Genomic DNA, 15,787 nt, shown 5'->3' on the forward strand with positions numbered 1-15,787 from the left:
ACTCTAAAGTATCTGCATACTCAAACACATGAAGAATTCTATTTACCCTATCGCGCTTTCCTTGTTTTTAGGAGGCCAGGCAATCGCTCAGGTTGCTGCTGATGATGCATCCGGGCTCAAGCTAACCATGCAGCAAGGAGCAGCCAGTGATGTGCGCGTGAGCCGTCAAGCCGCGCTTACTGTCCAGAAAGGGGAGTCAGTAAGTGCTCTGCTCCCTGCTGGCCAGTACGAGGCCGTGTGGGAGGGCCATTTGAAAATCGACAAACGCAGCCGGGTTTATTTCTCGTTTGAAGGTAATGGTTCAGCCGAGCTCTTCGTGGACGGAGAGAGTGTGCTGAAGGAAGAGGGGAAGTTAGGCAATGAGGAGACCAAGCGCTTGCGTCTGAGCAGTGGAGAGGTGCCCGTTAAGATTGTCTACAAGAGTGGTGCCGAGGGAGCTGGTAGCTTCCGCCTGATGTGGAGGGGGAGAGATTTTGCCAAGGAGCCTGTGCCACACGCGCTGTTAGGCTACAAAGCGGATGAGAAGGTGGCGCAGTCGCAGCTCATTCGCATGGGACGCGGCTTGTTCGCCGAAATGAAGTGTGCGGCCTGTCATGAGGGAGGTAAGGGAATGCCTGAAGCCTCCGAGATGGGGCCTTCGCTTGCGGGTGTTGGCAGTAGACTGGATGAACATTGGTTGGCCGAGTGGGTAATGGATCCGAGTGCTCTGCGCCATCACGCTCGTATGCCCAAGCTTGTGGAGAATAAGGAAGATGCTGCTCTTGTGGCAGCCTATCTGGGTACCTTGAAGACTGATAGTCAGGCCAAGCTGCCGAAAGGTGATGCTGCTACTGGAGGTAAGGTGTTTCATCAGCTGGGCTGTATCTCCTGCCACCAGACAGAGCAGGGGCAGGACCTAGCGAAGTGGGGTGATGGCAAGCCGATTGAGCTTTTTAACGCCGGAAGAAAATATCAACCGGGTGCCTTGGCTGCTTTCCTGAAAGAGCCGGGCAAGCATCATGCCTCGACACGTATGCCCGACTTTAACCTCAGCGACAAGGAGGCCTCAGATCTGGCTGCCTTTGTTAGGGGGCTGGATAAGGCTGAGAACAAACCAACTGGATCAGCAGATGTCGCCAAGGGTAAGGAGCTGGTCAAAGCTGCGCATTGTGCAAGCTGCCATGACGGGCTTCCTGAGGATGCTGTCTCAAAGACAGGTTTCACGGCGCTCGCTGAGTTGGCCAAGAATGGAGTCAAAGGCTGCCTCAGTGGAGAAGGCAAAGGACCGAAGTATAAGCTGACAGATACAGAAAAGAAGGCCTTGGCTGCTTTCATGAATAGCGAGCAGGCGGTCCGCTCACTGATCAACAACAACCGGGCTGAATACGCTTCCAGGCAATTTGAGAACCTCAACTGCGCTGCCTGCCACACCAAGGATGGTGAGTCTGCTAGACTAGGACATGTGCACCCTCTCTCGGCAGCCTATGCAGCTGGAGAGCATAAGCAGGGTGGCCACGGGACAACACCGCCAGATCTCACCTTCGTTGGTGAGAAGCTGCGGGCGGATTGGATGGAAAAACTATTCAAGGGAGAGTTGGAGTACCGTACCCGTCCTTGGCTTAAACAGCGTATGCCGGAGTATCATAGCCGGGCCAAAGGCCTGGCAGAAGGCTTGGCTGCGCAGTATGGAGTGACGCCAGAGACAGTAGAGGTGTCTGCGAAGGATGAGCCGGGTAAGACGCTTTTCGGGATGCAGGGTGGTTTTGGTTGTGCCGCCTGTCACGGTGCAGCGGAGGCGAAACCTGTGGCGGTTTTTGAAGCGCCGGGAGTAAATCTTCTCTATGCTGGTCAGCGTCTTAGAACTGACTATTATCATCGCTGGATGAAAGATCCGCGTCGTATCGATCCGCTGACGATCATGCCAAAATATTTTGTGGAGGATAATACCACCACCCTTGCCCAGCCGCTGGACGGTGACGGGCAGAAGCAAATGGAGGCCATCCTGCAATGGATGAAGTCTCTCGATCAATAATTTCTAAACACATTACTAGACTCAATACATGAACAATATGACTCAGACGATGATGTTAGCCATGACCGGGCTAACACTCAGCACAACATCCATGCTGCTAGCGAAACAGCCGGTTCCCCTAACTGAAGAGGAGCAGGTGCAGGGATGGAAGTTACTCTTTAATGGCGAAAACTTACAGGGAGTCAAAAGTTGGAAAACAAAGGGGGATCTCAAAGAGGGGGCATGGAAGGCCGTCAATGGTGAACTTCAACTGGTGAAGCCGGCTGGTGAGGATATTTACTTTGCTCCCGCCTATGAAAATTACGAGCTTGAGCTTGAATGGAAGTCTGAGGGGAATAGTGGGATTCTGCTCCGAGTGAACCCGGGTTCCAAGGGGGCAATCTGGCAAGGAGCTCTGGAGATGCAGGTGATGAATGATACGGCCGATGATACGGGCAAGCATTCGGCCGCGGCTCTGTATGATATGATCGCTCCTCCCAAAGGAAAGAAGGTCATGAACAAGGACGGATGGAATAAAGTGAAGATCGTCTGCGAGAACGGCACCTTCACCCACTGGTTCAACGGCCAGAAGCTCTATACCTACACGGTGGGTGACGAAACCTGGAACGACACCCTGCTCGCTAACAGCAAGTTTAAGAATAACAAGGCATTCGGTACCTTCAAAAAAGGTGTCATTGGTCTACAGGATCACGGTGACAAGGTCGCCTACCGTAATATCAAGATCCGCCCGATCACAGCCAAAGCTTCCTTTAGCAAAGAGGAGAAGTTCAGGAATGACATCTACAAGAGCAATGGCCCGGTAGTGGCGACTGTGCTCTCTGCCAAGAACGGAGCTTACGATGTGAACCGTGGTTACGTAGTGGCTCTGGACAGTGGAGATACAGGAGTGGTATTCAATGCAGATACCATGCAGCTTTCCGGTGCTTGGCTTAATGGTGGAGGTGTAGCCTTCAAAGGCCTGCCATTCCAGTCCGGTCATGGTGCAACACCTGTGTGGGATGAGACCCAAGCGCTTTTCTCCTCCAAGAACGCTCCGGGCTGGCTATCTCCTGACGGCAAATGGGATGACCCTCGTGCAGGTGGTGGCACGCCTCCATTGGGAACGCTTCCGAAGGATTGGGCGAAGTTCAAGGGCTACTATGTGTGCGGGAAAGATGTTGTTTTTTCCTATAGTGTGGATGAGGCAGACGTGTTGGATCACGCGGCCAAGTTGGATGTGGGGTCAGCAGTAGCTTTGGTTAGAGAACTGAAGTTCAGCGGGCTGAAGAAGGCAAAGACACTAGTCCTGGCAGACGCGACAGATGTGAGTCTCGGTGAGGGTGGGAAAACTGCCAAAGTGGGTGATGTCTTTTTCACAGTGAGTGGCAGTGCTACCCTTGAGAATAAAGGGGGTAAGCTTCTGCTCAGCGTACCAGCGGATAACGCTGAGAAGCTGGTGCAAGTGGTGGTGAATAAGGGTGAAGCTGCGCCAGAAGGTTTGGCGAAGGTGCTGGCTGGACTCAAGCCACTGGATTCCATGCTCAAAGGTGGACCTCAGCGCTACAAGACAGACCAACCGATCATCACCAAAGGTCAAATCTCTGACAAGAAGGACTCTTATGTGGTGGATCGCCTGACACTGCCTAACAAAAATCCCTTCGGCAAGAAGCTGCGTGTGGGTGGTTTCGATTTCTTCTCCGATGGGAAGAGCCTCGCTTTCTGCACTTGGGACGGAGATCTCTGGAAGGCGACTGGCATTGATCAGGATCTCGGCGAACTCAAGTACCAGCTCATTGCCACAGGCCTACATGAGTCACTCGGTTTGACGATTGTGAATGATGAAATCTACACTCTCGGCAATGACCAGATCACCAAGCACGTCGATTTGAACGGAGACGGCGAGACTGATTTTTTTCAGTGCTTCAACAATGACTGGCCGATTAACAAGGGCTTCCACATCTTCAGCTTCGACCTGAAGAACGACAAGGACGGTAACTTCTGGTTCGTACAAGGCTCCCCAGTCCGCTCCGGTGGTCGTGGCTTCGAGCGTATCGCTGCCATGAATGGTAGTATCCTGAAAATCAGCAAGGATGGATCCAAGCTGGAGCAGTTTGCCTCCGGTCTGCGTGCACCCAATGGTATGGGGGTAGGTCCTAACGGAGAGATTACTGCTGGTGACAACGAAGGAACTTTTGTTCCCCGTTGCCCAATCCACTGGATCACCCCAGGTTACTTTGGTGGTGTGGTAAACACCTACAATAAGAAAGAGGAGCTCAAGACTGTGGTTTGGGAAGACAAGAGTCACAAGCACGACCCAAGTGAGATGCCCAAGCCTCTGGCCTGGCTTCCTCGTGACGTGGACAATTCCAATGGCTGCCAGATCTGGGTTCCGAATGACAAGTGGGGCATGCCGAAAGGCCAGATGCTGCACTGCTCCTACGGAACGAGCTCTATCTACACCGTTTATCATGAGACGGTGGATGGTCAGATTCAAGGAGGGGTAGTGAAGATTCCAGTGCGACTGACTTCCTCTGCGATGCGTGCCCGTTTCAATCCTGCAGATGGCCAACTCTATGTGGGCGGCTTACGCGGCTGGCAGACCAATGCTGCAGAGCTAGGTGGAATCGACCGTATTCGCTACACAGGTAAGAAGTTTAATACACTGACTTCAGTCGAGGCTAAGGAAGGTGGTTTGAAGTTAAATTTCAACTTCAAGCTCGATGATGAGCTAGCCGCAGATCCTGAAAGCTACGCAATCAAGGCGGCTAACATAATCTGGGGGCGTGAGTACGGTACCAAAGAATATAAGATCGATGGCAGCGGCGAGGGTTGGTCCAAGATGGAGGTGACCGATGCTAAACTGTCAGACGACGGAATGTCCGTCTTCATCAAAGTGAAGGATCTCAAGCCGGTGCACGAGCTTAAGCTCGACATCGATGTAGAAACCGAGGAGGGCGATGAAGTCTTCTTCCCGACTTGGATGACGATTCACAAGCTTGGCAAGTAGCCAGCCTATTCCGCTTCATAGTTCTCGCGGACATAGGCTAAGCCTTGTTCGCGGGATGTGAGACTGCCCTCGAGTTGCTCTGTCTGGATGGCCTCGAGGATTTCTTTGAAGCGAGGACCTGGCTTGAAGCCCATGTCGATGAGGTCCTTACCTTTGACCAATGGCTCAGGAATGAGGGGTTCGTTATCGAACTCCTCTTCTTTTTGCCGGAGAAACTCGTAGTTCTCAGTGAAGCCATTACTGCTGGCGCAGTCTACGCGGTGAAGTTCCATCTCGTCCTGGTAGTTAGGGCGGGCCATGAAGCGTTTGAGCTTGGACTTCTTCATCTGCTGGACGTGCATGAAGTTCATGTGGTTGTCCACCATAGCGCTCACGGCTTCGATAGTGTCGTTCGGGTATTTCAGCCGATGAAGAATCTCTTCGGACATCTGGGATCCTACACGATCATGGCCATTGAAGCGGATGCGCTCATCTTCTTCATCATAGGTGTAGGTAGCAGGTTTGCCGATGTCATGGAGGAGCACGGAGAGGCAGAGATCAAGGCTAGGGGTGCCATGTAGCATCTCCAGCATGATCATGGTGTGGGTGTAGACGTCTCCCTCCGGGTGCCATTGTGGCGGTTGCTCACAACCAATCAGATCGAGAACTTCTGGCAGGAAATGCTTTATGAGTCCGCTGTCCACCAGCATGCGAACACCTTCTGCGCGGTTCGGTGACAGGATGATCTTATTGAACTCTTCCCGGATGCGCTCGACAGCGATCTTCTTTAGAAGCTCATTGCAGTCGCAGATGGCTTGCCAAGTAGCAGCCTCAATTTCAAAACCGAGTACGGTGGCGAAGCGGACTGCACGCATCAGTCGGAGTGCGTCTTCAGAAAAGCGTGCTTTTGGGTCTCCGATGGCGCGCAGAGTTTGCTTTGCCAGGTCTGCTTGGCCTCCAACAAAGTCGATGATCTCGTCTTTCTCTGGATCTTTGAAGAGTCCATTCACGGTGAAGTCCCTGCGTTGCGCATCTTCTTCTGGCGTAGAGAAGGTGACAGAGTCAGGACGGCGGCCATCAGAGTAGGAGCCGTCGTTTCTAAAGGTGGCTATCTCGAAGTGTGCACCACCACGGCGAACGAGAATTACTCCAAAGTGAGCCCCGATCGCGTCGGAACCAGGGAAAAGCTCCATGACTTCCTGAGGGGTAGCGGAGGTGGCGATGTCATAATCTTTGGGATCCTTGCCGAGGAGTGCATCACGTACACAACCTCCTGCGAAGTAGGCTGTGTGACCTGCTTCACGGAGTTCTGCTGCTATACTTTTAGCGGTGTCTTCTAGTGGTGTCATGTCTCGCTTAAATTTGCGTGGAGGAAACTTTGGGGTTTCTAATCGGTGAGTGTCGAGCTTGAATGTCTGCACTATGCCATTCATCTTACCATGGAGTCACCCCCTGTACGCCATATCAGCATTCTTACTGGGAGCCTGTGTGGGTTCGTTTTTGAACGTAGTAATCTATCGTCTACCGAGAGGGTTGTCGGTCAATGAACCCAAACGATCTTTCTGCCCGAAGTGCAAGTACCAGATTCCGATGTCGCAAAACATTCCGCTCGTCACGTGGCTCATACAGAGAGGAAAATGCGCGTCTTGTAAAGGGAGTATCCCTGTGAGGTATTTTTTGGTGGAGCTTCTTACGGCGCTCGTCTGGGTAGGTTGTTGGTATTGGTTTGATCATCCAGGTGTCGCCTTCTTTTGGATGGTCATCTCATCCATACTCATTGTGATCACGGCAGTTGATGCTGAACTCATGGTCATTCCGCGTGAACTCACGATCACGGGTACGGCTATCGCTCTACTGGGAGCGGCTCTGATGCCGACCGAACTTATGGGGGAGGCCATTTGGTGGAGAGGTTTGTTGAAGGCAGGCTTTGGTCTGGCGCTTGGATGGTGTGGCCTATGGGCGATTGTCCTATTGGGTAAGGTGATGTTTGGCTCCCGCAAGTTCGAGTTTACAGAAGAGGTGGAGTGGATGCTGAAGGAGCCAGTGGAAGATGATGAGGAGCTTTGCTACGTAATCAACGGTGAGTCTATCGGTTGGTCAGATATCTTCTTTCGCAAAACTGATAAGCTCATAATGAGCGAAGTCGGTGTGATCCGTGTGGATGGGGTAGAGCGCAAGGTTAAGGAGGTTGTGATTCACGAGAATTATGTCTTAGCAGACGGTGAGCGCCTGGATATTGAAAGACTCAAGTCGCTCGATGGTACGGTTAAGAAGGCGGTCATCCCGCGGGAGGCTATGGGAATGGGGGATGTTGATTTGCTGGGTATGTTGGGAGCTTGCTTAGGTGCGACGGCTCTTTTGCCAGTCATCTTTATCGCCTGTATCTTTAGTCTATTGTTAGCGCTTGTTGCTCGAGTCGGACTAGGGAAGCACATGCCCTTCGGTCCAAGTATTATTTTCGGAGCCGTTGTGTGGCTGCTTTACGGTGAGCCGTTGGCGAATTGGTATAAGTCTGTAATGGGGCTCTGAAGTAAAGAGTCTGAAAAAGAAAAAGAGCGCCGAGGGTGAACCCAGGCGCTCTTTGAAACTTAGATGAAGTCAGCTATTACTTCTTCTTGGCTGCTTTTTTAGGAGCGGCTTTTTTCTTCGCTGGCTTTTTTGGAGCTGCGGCTTTTTTCGCAGGCTTTGCAGCGGCTTTCGTGGCTGTCTTCTTAGGGGCTGCCTTTTTTGGTGAAGCTTTCTTGGTGGCCTTCTTCGTAGCTTTCTTTACTGCCTTCTTCTTGGCTGCTTTTTTAGGAGCGGCTTTCTTTGCAGTTTTCTTCGCTACTTTTTTGGCGACCTTCTTCTTAGCTGCTTTTTTTGCAGGCTTCTTGGCGACCTTCTTTGCAGTTTTCTTAGCGACCTTTTTCTTGGCAGTCTTTTTAGCTGCTTTTTTGGTCACTTTCTTTTTCGCTGCCTTCTTAGCTTTCTTAGTCACCTTGGTGGTAGACTTGCTCTTCTTGGCTGCGCTCTTGACTGCTTTTTTCTTGGTAGCTTTCTTGGCTGTCTTCTTAGCCGCCTTCTTGGTGGCTTTCTTTACAGTCTTCTTGGCTACTTTCTTAGCTGCCTTCTTCTTAGTAGCAGTTTTCTTGGCGGCTTTTTTAGGAGCTGCTTTCTTAGCTACTTTCTTTTTAGCTGCCTTCTTGGCTGGCTTTTTAGCAACCTTCTTGGCTGCTTTTTTGGTGGTCGGCTTTTTAGCTGCTTTTTTAGGGGCGGCTTTTTTAGCTACCTTTGCGGCGGGCTTTTTAGCGACCTTCTTAGCTGCTTTTTTAGCGACTGTTTTGCGCTTGGTTGTCTTCTTTGCTGCCATGGCTTATCGTGTTAACGTTTCATCCAGTGGAAAGCTGGATGGGGGTGTTCCTGACGCTAGTCTCAGCGTTTTGGAAAATAGTAGTGTCAGATATTTATTTCTCTGACTGGGGTATTGTTAGTTTAGATTAGTTTTGCTGGTTAGGCGTGAATCACTTCTCATGAAATTCATCACTAAATGTACACACTTAGTTAACCCTTAATATGTGCATCTTAGTCAAGATGAAAGTTAAGAACTTTAAACAAAAACACTGATAAATGGGCTAAATATGCCGTTTTGAAGGATGTTAGAAACTGTTAGAAAAGTTTCTGGTGAGTTTGTGCTGAACTGCGGTTTGCACTAAAAGCTACTCTTTTGAGTCGGGACGATTTAGTTCAGGAGAGATTTTTTGAAGGGCTTTCCAAAATTCTTTTTCGGCTGGATGACCGTTGAAAAGAACTTTGCCTTCTTTGTTGATGAGAACCATGGTGGGGGCATCTTGAATACGAAGAGTTCTTGCAAGCGGTTGATCCTTGTCATCAAGAGTCCATAGGCATGTAACGTTCTTAGCAGACTCTTCAATAGTTTTGGTCGCGTCCTCAATGAGTTCAGGAGATGATTCAGCAAGCACTGATACCACACGAATGTCATGTTTGTTTAATTCATTCGCTGTAAGGACGAAGTCTTCGTTAAGCGTTTCCTGAGCCCATGGCGACCAGAAGTGGAGCAGGACAGCTTTGTTCTTTGCCAGAGCATCCTTGAAAGTGACTTGTTTACCGTTGCGGATATTGGTGAAGGGTTGATCAGGTTTGATGGTGACTGATGCCATGGCCTCATTAAGGTGAAGCTTTTCAATATGGGGGGCGTAGGCTGGTGCTTGGGCTGGGCTTAACCAAAACGCTTCGGTAATATGCTTCTTGAAATTGGCCTTATCGTTTTTTTGAAGAGCGGCGATTGCCTGAGTGTAATGCACCACTGCGAGCCAGTCCTCTGTGACTGAGAAAATTTCCGACTGAGCAGGATCAAACTTATCTTTGAGTTTGAGGAACTCATCAGAGAGTTTGGCGATAGCATTGTTGTCCTTGTGGTCAATGTAATAGAGGAAGCGAGCTTCGAGTCTAACTTGGTCGGGTATTCCTGCTTTCTCTGCCTCTTGGATAGCCGTGCTAAATTCAGCAGGATCACGCAGTGTGAATATTTTCTCAAGGACGACTTGTTTGTCCTGCGCTTGGCAGGGAATCAGTCCGATGCAGAGTAGAGCGAGAAGCAACTTCATACTCAATCGAATAGATCAAAAATGCAGCGCTTGCAAGTGAGCTGCTTGATACTGGTGTGTAAAAACAAAAAAAGCCGCAGTCGGAAACTGCGGCCTAGAAAATGTGTATCCAGTAAGTGGTATTTAGTTGCTAGGAATCTGGATCGTTTGGCCCAGCTGCACGATAGTGTTGGTCATGCCATTGGCTCGCTGAATAGCTTCTACGCTGGTGTTGTATTTGCGAGCGAGTCCCCAGAGAGTATCGCCGGCTACTATGGTGTGCGGAGTTGTAGCACCGGCAGGCACTGCTGCGCCAGGTGAAGGGATGTAGTTACCTCCAGCAGGTTCCACAGAAGGAGCTGCACTCGGGATAGGCTGATAAGGTGCAGCGTTTGGACCTGAGTTTGGAAGGTAGTTCGGATTGTTATTGGCGTAGGCATTTGTCTCACCATTTGGCATCGGTGCTGCATATGGATTAGACGCGTTTGCATATCCCGCATTGTTCGGTGCTGCTGCAGGAGCTCCATAAGGATTGCTGGCATTGCCACCGAATTTCTCACAGGATGTGAAGAGGAGGCCTGCGGCTGTGGAAAGAATGAGTAATTGGATCTTCATTGCTGGTATTTTAGCACTTGGTTTCTCTATGTAAACGCTACACTCGTGGAATTCTTTCTAAATCAGGCGGGAAATTTGAAAAACTCTTGGGCTGTCGCATTCGTATGCTGGTTAAGCTCATGCAGGGTTTCACCACGGGATGCGGCAATGGCTTCAGCTGTGTGAAGTGTGTAGGCTGGTTCGTTGCGCTTGCCCCGGTATGGAGTGGGGGCGAGGTAGGGTGAGTCAGTCTCTACCATGAAGCGGCCAGCTGGTGCATCGACTGCAGCTTGTATGCAATCTTTGGCGCTCTTGAAAGTAGCGATGCCTGTGAAGGAGATATAGCCGCCGAGTTCAAAAATTTCACTGGCGTTCTCCAGTGGCCCGAGGAAGCAATGGAAGACCGCTTTCACGTCATGCGCGAACTCACGGTAGATGGCTATGGCATCATCCATGGATTGTTTGCCGGAACGATCACGTGTGTGGATGACGACATTTTTGCCGAGCTCCTTGGCGAGTTCAAAATGCTGTCTGAGGAAGTCTCTTTGACGCTGATGATAGTCATCAGCTGACCAGCCGTCTGGAGCAGGGTGATAGTAGTCCAGTCCGGTCTCGCCGATGGCTACACATTTTTGGTGCGAAGCTAATGTGTGTAATTCGACGAGGTAGTTATCCGGAGTTTCATGGACATCACATGGGTGAATGCCGATGGCGGTAAAAACCTGCGGAAATTTTTCTGAGATGGCGATGTTGGTCTTCGCGTCTTCCAGGCAAGTGGCCAAGGTAACCATGCGAGTGACGCCATTAGCCTCTGCTCTCGCGATGATATCTGGTAATTCCTCGTTGCTGAATTTATGGGAGGCCAAGTGGCAGTGCGAGTCGATCATGTGCAGTAGCGTGCTTACTTGCTGGAGAGCTCGAGTGCGTGCTTCTTCATCTGAGTGGCCATCAGGTTAAGAGCATTCGCGCGTGTTGGGGCGAGATGCTCTTTAAGGCCAGTTTGTTCGATGAAGCTCATGTCGGCAGTAAGAATATCATCGGCCTTCTCTCCATCAAGCACGCGGACAAAGAGTGCAATCATTCCCTTGGTGATGAGGGAATCAGAGTCCGCATGATAGCGGATAGTTTCACCTTCAGCCGTAGCGTCCAGCCAGACTTGTGATTGGCAGCCTTTGATCAGCTTTTCACCCGTCTTCATTTCGGCAGGCATAGCCGGAAGCTTTTTACCAAGCCCGATCACGTACTCATAACGCTCGGTCCAATCTTGGAAGAGGTTTAGTTCGTCGAGAAGTTCTTGCTGTTTATCTTGGATGCTCATGTCAGGATGTGCGGTTCAGGATGAAATCACTTCAGCGTTTGCTTCGCCGCAAGTGAATGTGTTGCTGTCTTGGTATTTTCTCTTGCGGTATGCAAGGGCTATATGTGTTCCGTCTATTTCACAGACGCTGGTGATGACACCGGCTGGTTTGTCTGTGCTGGCATTGCCGGTGATGAGTGGTGTGCCTTCATGGACCTTCGCATCGATCTTGAGTAGCACAAGATGCCGGTTTGTTTTGCCGGCAGACTTCATGCGTGAGATGACTTCCTGGCCCGTGTAGCATCCTTTGGTGTATGAGATAGCCCGCTCTTCTAGGCCCGCTTCAGGGGGAAGGGTTTCATTGTCGAGTTCGTGGCCCCACTTGGGGATCATGTGGGTGATGCGGGCACGTTCAGCATCAGCTTCGCATATTGGTGTGGCTTCCAACTCAGGTACGCAGTCTCGGATTACATCCACACCGTACTGGCCGAGACGAGTGCATGACCAGCTGCCTGGGATTTCACGGCTAGGCTCGATGATGTGAGTGAACTGGATCTCATCGCTGACATCGCTAAGCTCTGCATCATCGGCGATGATGTAACGGTCGAGACGTGTAAAGAGTTCCTCTCGCAATGATGGGTCGCAGTCGATGAGGAGATCCTCACCATGCTGGCGAACATAGAGGTCCCCGTCCATCTTGCCTTTGAAGTTGGCTACGATGGCATATGGGGCCTTGCTCTCGGTAGCTAGAGAGACGTCTTGGGAGATTTGGCCATTGAGGTACTGCCGTGCGTCTGGGCCAGAGAGTTTGAAGACAGCCCTCTCAATGGGGAACTGGGAATCTGCAGTGAGAGTGAACGGCTTCATACGTCGAACTGTTTATAGAGTGCTGAATAGTCGAGATCCGCCAAACCTTGGTCGCAAAGTTTGGTCATCATCTCGGAGGTGGCGTCGATGCCCGGTGTGTTCAGCTTGGCTTCTTTGGCAAGCTCGCGTGCGAAGACGGAGTCCTTGCGCATGTTATCCAGCGAGAAGTGGGTGTCATAGTCACCGCTGGCCATGGTCGGCAGTTTCATGGCCGCGAGAGGTGAACCGCAAGCATTCGATGTTACGGCGGGGATAAAGGTTTCTGGTGAGACGCCGTGAGCTGAGGCGATAGCCATGGCTTCGGATAGCGCCTGTACGGTGGATGCTGAGATTAGGTTGGTGGCGATCTTTACCACGGTGGCGTCACCCACTTTCCCCAGAGGGATGATTTCTTTGGAGGTGACTTCCAGTACTGGACGGAATTTTTCTAACACCTCGGTGTTGCCGCCGAAGTAATACACGAGTTCACCATTGTGAGCGGCTACTTTGGAGCCGGTGAATGGGCAGTCGAGATAATCGATCCCTAGTTTCTCGCACTCAGTAGCCAGCCATTTGGTTGTGTCCAGATCGATGGTCGAGTGGTTGATGATTGTATGTGCAGAGGTGAGAGCGGGACGGATGCTTTCGAAAGTTTCCCGGCAGGCCTTACCGTCTTTCAGGTAGAAGGCGAGTACTTCAGAGGCCTTGGCGGCAGCAGCTGCGTCAGCCACAGAGTCGTCACGATCCTTGGGGGTGCGGTTCCAGGTGGTGACGGAGTGACCTGCCTTGGCGAGGTTGTCCGCGCAGCGGGAACCGATGATGCCTAATCCGAAAATAGAGATGTTCATATGCTTGAAGGTTGGTGGGTGAAATAAAATTGGCGCGCCCAGAGAGAGGGAGCGCCAAATGAAGGGGGAAGAAAAGTCTAAATTATTCTCCGCGGCTAAGAGCTACCTTGGACATGAGAGCTGACTTTTCTTTGATCTCTTTTACTTTAGCTTCAGTTGGCTCCTGGTCGGCGGCGAGGGTCATCGTTGTTTTGAGGCCAGAGCACAGTTTGCGGAGTTCCTGGATGTGCTTGCGCTTGGAAACCCGGGGATCCAGCTGGCCGAGGATGACTTCATAGTAGTCGGCTACATCTTCACGAAAGACTTGATTGGCACGTTCTTCGGTGAAGTCGCGGTCTACGGCTAGTGCAGCACAGCTCAATGCGCGGATCCAACCGCCCAGTGAAATCAGGTGGGCCAGATCGGCATCACGGAGCTGGACGAGCTCAATCTCGACGTCTTTCTGGGTGGCAGCCAACTCTTCCTTGAGCTTTTCGGATTCGCGCTTCTTGGCGTGGTCGAGCAGTCTGGCTGCATGGCGGTTGACACGCTCTCCTGCACCCAAGGCTTTGCCGTAGCGGGACAGGTCCTTGGCGATGCCCTCGATGTCATCAAGGGTATTATTTTCCACTGCGAGGAAACCTTCTGCAATCAGGAAGCCAATTTCAATCGCCAGATCAGAGCGGTCGAGGGGCATTTTCTCTGGTAGCTTAGGGCGTGTTTCCTTGGCTGGTAGCGGTGTGAGTTGGGAGAGATCTTCAAAGATAAGCTTGATGGAGGGGGCCGTAAATTCATTGATGCCTAGTTCTTCGCGAACATGGGGGTCATCGATGAGATCTGCAGGGATAGGCTTGGCACCGTTGTTTTCCCCCTCTTCCTGCGCGACCGAGATCGTTGGGAGGAAGAGGCTGAAGCTCATACAAACGATGGCAGAATGTTTAAATCTCATAGGTTTAAATAAGCATGATTTGGTCGATTCTTGCAAATCAAACCTAGCGATTTGAGGATGATTTACTGGTTAGACAGGGAGACTATGGGTTGACAACCCGGTGATTATCAGGCAAGTGGGAGGCGCCAGCAGGTGGGGTTATTCCTATCTGTTAATAATTTACCCCGATTAAATCATCATGGAGTGGACCTGGTACATCTTATATTTCTTAGTCCTAATCTGCCTCGCAGGTTATGGATTCCATAGGCTTACGATCATATATTTGTATCTGAAGCACTCCAAAGACGTCCCTCAGCCAAGGAAGCATTTCGAGGAGCTGCCCATCATTACGGTCCAGTTACCTGTCTTCAATGAAATGCACGTGGTTGAGCGCTTGCTGGAGAAGGTGTCCCAGCTGGACTACCCCAAGGATAAGCTTCACATTCAGTTGCTGGATGACTCTACTGATGAAACGACCGAGATTTGCGCTCGCGAGATCAAAAAGCTTCAAGATAAGGGCTTTGATGCCGATTATATCCACCGTACAGACCGTACTGGCTTCAAGGCGGGTGCTCTGGAGAACGGCATGAAATATGCCAAGGGCGAGTACCTTTTCATTTTGGACGCAGACTTCGTGCCGAATCCTGATGTACTGCAGAAGACCATTCATTACTTTGCGGACGAAAAGATCGGCATGATCCAGACCCGCTGGGGTCACTTGAACCGCAACTACAACATGCTCACTCGAATCCAGGCGATGTTCCTTGATGGTCACTTGGAGCTTGAGCAGACTGCCCGCAACCGTTCCGGCCGTTTCTTTACCTTCAATGGTACTGGCGGTATGTGGCGTAAGTCCTGTATCCAGGATGCTGGCGGTTGGGAGCATGATACGCTCACTGAAGACATGGACCTCAGCTACCGTGCGCAGCTCAAGGGGTGGAGATTCATCTTCCTTAAGGAAGTGGAAACTCCTGCTGAGCTTCCTGTGGACATGGATGGTTTCAAGAGTCAGCAGCACCGCTGGACCAAGGGCTCTATCCAGTGCTGTAAGAAGTGTCTGCTTAACATCTGGAGGAGCGATTATCCTCTTAATGTGAAATTGGAGGCCACCGCTCACCTGACATCCAATTTCGCCTACCTTGCACTGATTCTTCTCTGCTTCCTCATTTATCCTAAGGAAGAATTCAGACCGCAGTGGGAATTGCTTCAAAACTACCCTTGGATTGAGCATTTCCTGAATATCCCGATTTTCTTCTTTGGCTCCGTATCCGTGGCTCTTTTCTACTTGGTTGCTCAAAAGGCGCTTCGCCCAGGTCAGTGGTATAAGGAAATTTTCTATCTGCCATGCTTGCTGGCTCTTGGGATTGGTATGTCAGTTAACAATGCTAAAGCGGTTCTCGAGGCGATCTTTAATCACCAGACAGGATTTGTGCGTACACCTAAGTACGGTATTGATAAGGACAAGAAGGATAAAAAGCAGGCGAGCAGCAGTCGCTACAAGGCGATCAAATCGCTCACACCTTTTCTTGAGCTTGCCTTCGCATTCTTCTTTAGTGTTGTGGTGATTTCTAATATAATCGACGAGAAGTGGCTGACAGCAGTTCTACTCAGTCCGTTCCCTGTTGGTTTCTTCTACACATCATTACCTTCGCTGATGCGCATGTTGCCTAGTCGCGGAAAGAATGAGGCAGATGCCATCGTAGATGAGGGTAAGTAAATATTTACCCACTACGAAT

The 15,787-nt window shown here is 50.8% G+C and carries 13 protein-coding genes; 4 read left to right on the forward strand and 9 right to left on the reverse strand.

The window, feature by feature from the left end; translation table 11 throughout:
* The first annotated feature begins 28 nt into the window (after nucleotides 1–28).
* Nucleotides 29–2,011, forward strand: a complete 1,983-nt coding sequence (locus tag BUB27_RS14330; RefSeq protein WP_143184546.1) for a c-type cytochrome — start codon at nucleotides 29–31, stop codon at nucleotides 2,009–2,011.
* A gap of 28 nt (nucleotides 2,012–2,039) precedes the next feature.
* Nucleotides 2,040–4,997, forward strand: a complete 2,958-nt coding sequence (locus BUB27_RS14335; protein ID WP_143184547.1) for a 3-keto-disaccharide hydrolase — start codon at nucleotides 2,040–2,042, stop codon at nucleotides 4,995–4,997.
* 5 nt (nucleotides 4,998–5,002) lie between these two features.
* Here BUB27_RS14335 and BUB27_RS14340 read toward each other — a convergent pair whose 3' ends face one another.
* On the reverse strand, nucleotides 5,003–6,325 hold the full coding sequence (locus BUB27_RS14340) for a CCA tRNA nucleotidyltransferase (protein ID WP_143184548.1): 1,323 nt from the start codon (nucleotides 6,323–6,325) through the stop codon (nucleotides 5,003–5,005).
* Between the two features lie 73 nt (nucleotides 6,326–6,398).
* Here BUB27_RS14340 and BUB27_RS14345 point away from each other — a divergent pair, with 73 nt between their 5' ends.
* Nucleotides 6,399–7,505 carry a prepilin peptidase gene (locus BUB27_RS14345; RefSeq protein ID WP_143184549.1) on the forward strand — a complete coding sequence of 369 codons (1,107 nt, stop codon included), beginning with the start codon at nucleotides 6,399–6,401 and terminating at the stop codon, nucleotides 7,503–7,505.
* Nucleotides 7,506–7,581: 76 nt separating this feature from the next.
* Here the strand turns inward: BUB27_RS14345 and BUB27_RS14350 are convergent, their stop codons facing one another.
* The 8 genes from BUB27_RS14350 to BUB27_RS14385 form a co-directional block, all read right to left on the reverse strand.
* Nucleotides 7,582–8,325, reverse strand: a complete 744-nt coding sequence (locus tag BUB27_RS14350) for a histone (RefSeq protein ID WP_143184550.1) — start codon at nucleotides 8,323–8,325, stop codon at nucleotides 7,582–7,584.
* A 346-nt stretch (nucleotides 8,326–8,671) separates the two neighbouring features.
* Nucleotides 8,672–9,580: a TlpA family protein disulfide reductase gene (locus BUB27_RS14355; protein WP_143184551.1), complete on the reverse strand. Its 909-nt coding sequence runs from the start codon at nucleotides 9,578–9,580 to the stop codon at nucleotides 8,672–8,674.
* A gap of 123 nt (nucleotides 9,581–9,703) precedes the next feature.
* A complete protein-coding gene (locus tag BUB27_RS14360; RefSeq protein WP_143184552.1) occupies nucleotides 9,704–10,174 on the reverse strand; it encodes a LysM peptidoglycan-binding domain-containing protein in 471 nt (156 codons plus the stop codon).
* Between the two features lie 62 nt (nucleotides 10,175–10,236).
* Entirely contained in the window at nucleotides 10,237–11,040 is an 804-nt protein-coding gene (locus tag BUB27_RS14365) for a TatD family hydrolase (RefSeq protein WP_143184553.1), read from the reverse strand.
* A gap of 14 nt (nucleotides 11,041–11,054) precedes the next feature.
* Nucleotides 11,055–11,471 carry a SufE family protein gene (locus tag BUB27_RS14370; protein ID WP_143184554.1) on the reverse strand — a complete coding sequence of 139 codons (417 nt, stop codon included), beginning with the start codon at nucleotides 11,469–11,471 and terminating at the stop codon, nucleotides 11,055–11,057.
* A gap of 15 nt (nucleotides 11,472–11,486) precedes the next feature.
* Complete coding sequence (gene ygfZ, locus BUB27_RS14375) at nucleotides 11,487–12,317, reverse strand: CAF17-like 4Fe-4S cluster assembly/insertion protein YgfZ (RefSeq protein WP_143184555.1); 831 nt, start codon at nucleotides 12,315–12,317, stop codon at nucleotides 11,487–11,489.
* On the reverse strand, nucleotides 12,314–13,144 hold the full coding sequence (locus tag BUB27_RS14380; RefSeq protein ID WP_143184556.1) for an NAD(P)-dependent oxidoreductase: 831 nt from the start codon (nucleotides 13,142–13,144) through the stop codon (nucleotides 12,314–12,316). The genes ygfZ and BUB27_RS14380 overlap by 4 nt, the downstream gene beginning before the upstream one ends.
* Before the next feature lie 82 nt (nucleotides 13,145–13,226).
* Nucleotides 13,227–14,072, reverse strand: a complete 846-nt coding sequence (locus BUB27_RS14385; protein ID WP_143184557.1) for a hypothetical protein — start codon at nucleotides 14,070–14,072, stop codon at nucleotides 13,227–13,229.
* A gap of 262 nt (nucleotides 14,073–14,334) precedes the next feature.
* Here BUB27_RS14385 and BUB27_RS14390 point away from each other — a divergent pair, with 262 nt between their 5' ends.
* A complete protein-coding gene (locus tag BUB27_RS14390; protein ID WP_234991763.1) occupies nucleotides 14,335–15,768 on the forward strand; it encodes a cellulose synthase family protein in 1,434 nt (477 codons plus the stop codon).
* Nucleotides 15,769–15,787: the final 19 nt, after the last annotated feature.

Origin of the sequence: Rubritalea squalenifaciens DSM 18772 (assembly GCF_900141815.1) — a bacterium.
Lineage (GTDB): Bacteria > Verrucomicrobiota > Verrucomicrobiia > Verrucomicrobiales > Akkermansiaceae > Rubritalea > Rubritalea squalenifaciens.

Coding starts and splice junctions, on each gene's coding strand:
- BUB27_RS14330 (WP_143184546.1), top strand. CDS start 29: ATGAAGAATTCTATTTACCCTATCGCGCTTTCCTTGTTTTTAGGAGGC.
- BUB27_RS14335 (WP_143184547.1), top strand. CDS start 2,040: ATGAACAATATGACTCAGACGATGATGTTAGCCATGACCGGGCTAACA.
- BUB27_RS14340 (WP_143184548.1), bottom strand. CDS start 6,325: ATGACACCACTAGAAGACACCGCTAAAAGTATAGCAGCAGAACTCCGT.
- BUB27_RS14345 (WP_143184549.1), top strand. CDS start 6,399: ATGCCATTCATCTTACCATGGAGTCACCCCCTGTACGCCATATCAGCA.
- BUB27_RS14350 (WP_143184550.1), bottom strand. CDS start 8,325: ATGGCAGCAAAGAAGACAACCAAGCGCAAAACAGTCGCTAAAAAAGCA.
- BUB27_RS14355 (WP_143184551.1), bottom strand. CDS start 9,580: ATGAAGTTGCTTCTCGCTCTACTCTGCATCGGACTGATTCCCTGCCAA.
- BUB27_RS14360 (WP_143184552.1), bottom strand. CDS start 10,174: ATGAAGATCCAATTACTCATTCTTTCCACAGCCGCAGGCCTCCTCTTC.
- BUB27_RS14365 (WP_143184553.1), bottom strand. CDS start 11,040: ATGATCGACTCGCACTGCCACTTGGCCTCCCATAAATTCAGCAACGAG.
- BUB27_RS14370 (WP_143184554.1), bottom strand. CDS start 11,471: ATGAGCATCCAAGATAAACAGCAAGAACTTCTCGACGAACTAAACCTC.
- ygfZ (WP_143184555.1), bottom strand. CDS start 12,317: ATGAAGCCGTTCACTCTCACTGCAGATTCCCAGTTCCCCATTGAGAGG.
- BUB27_RS14380 (WP_143184556.1), bottom strand. CDS start 13,144: ATGAACATCTCTATTTTCGGATTAGGCATCATCGGTTCCCGCTGCGCG.
- BUB27_RS14385 (WP_143184557.1), bottom strand. CDS start 14,072: ATGAGATTTAAACATTCTGCCATCGTTTGTATGAGCTTCAGCCTCTTC.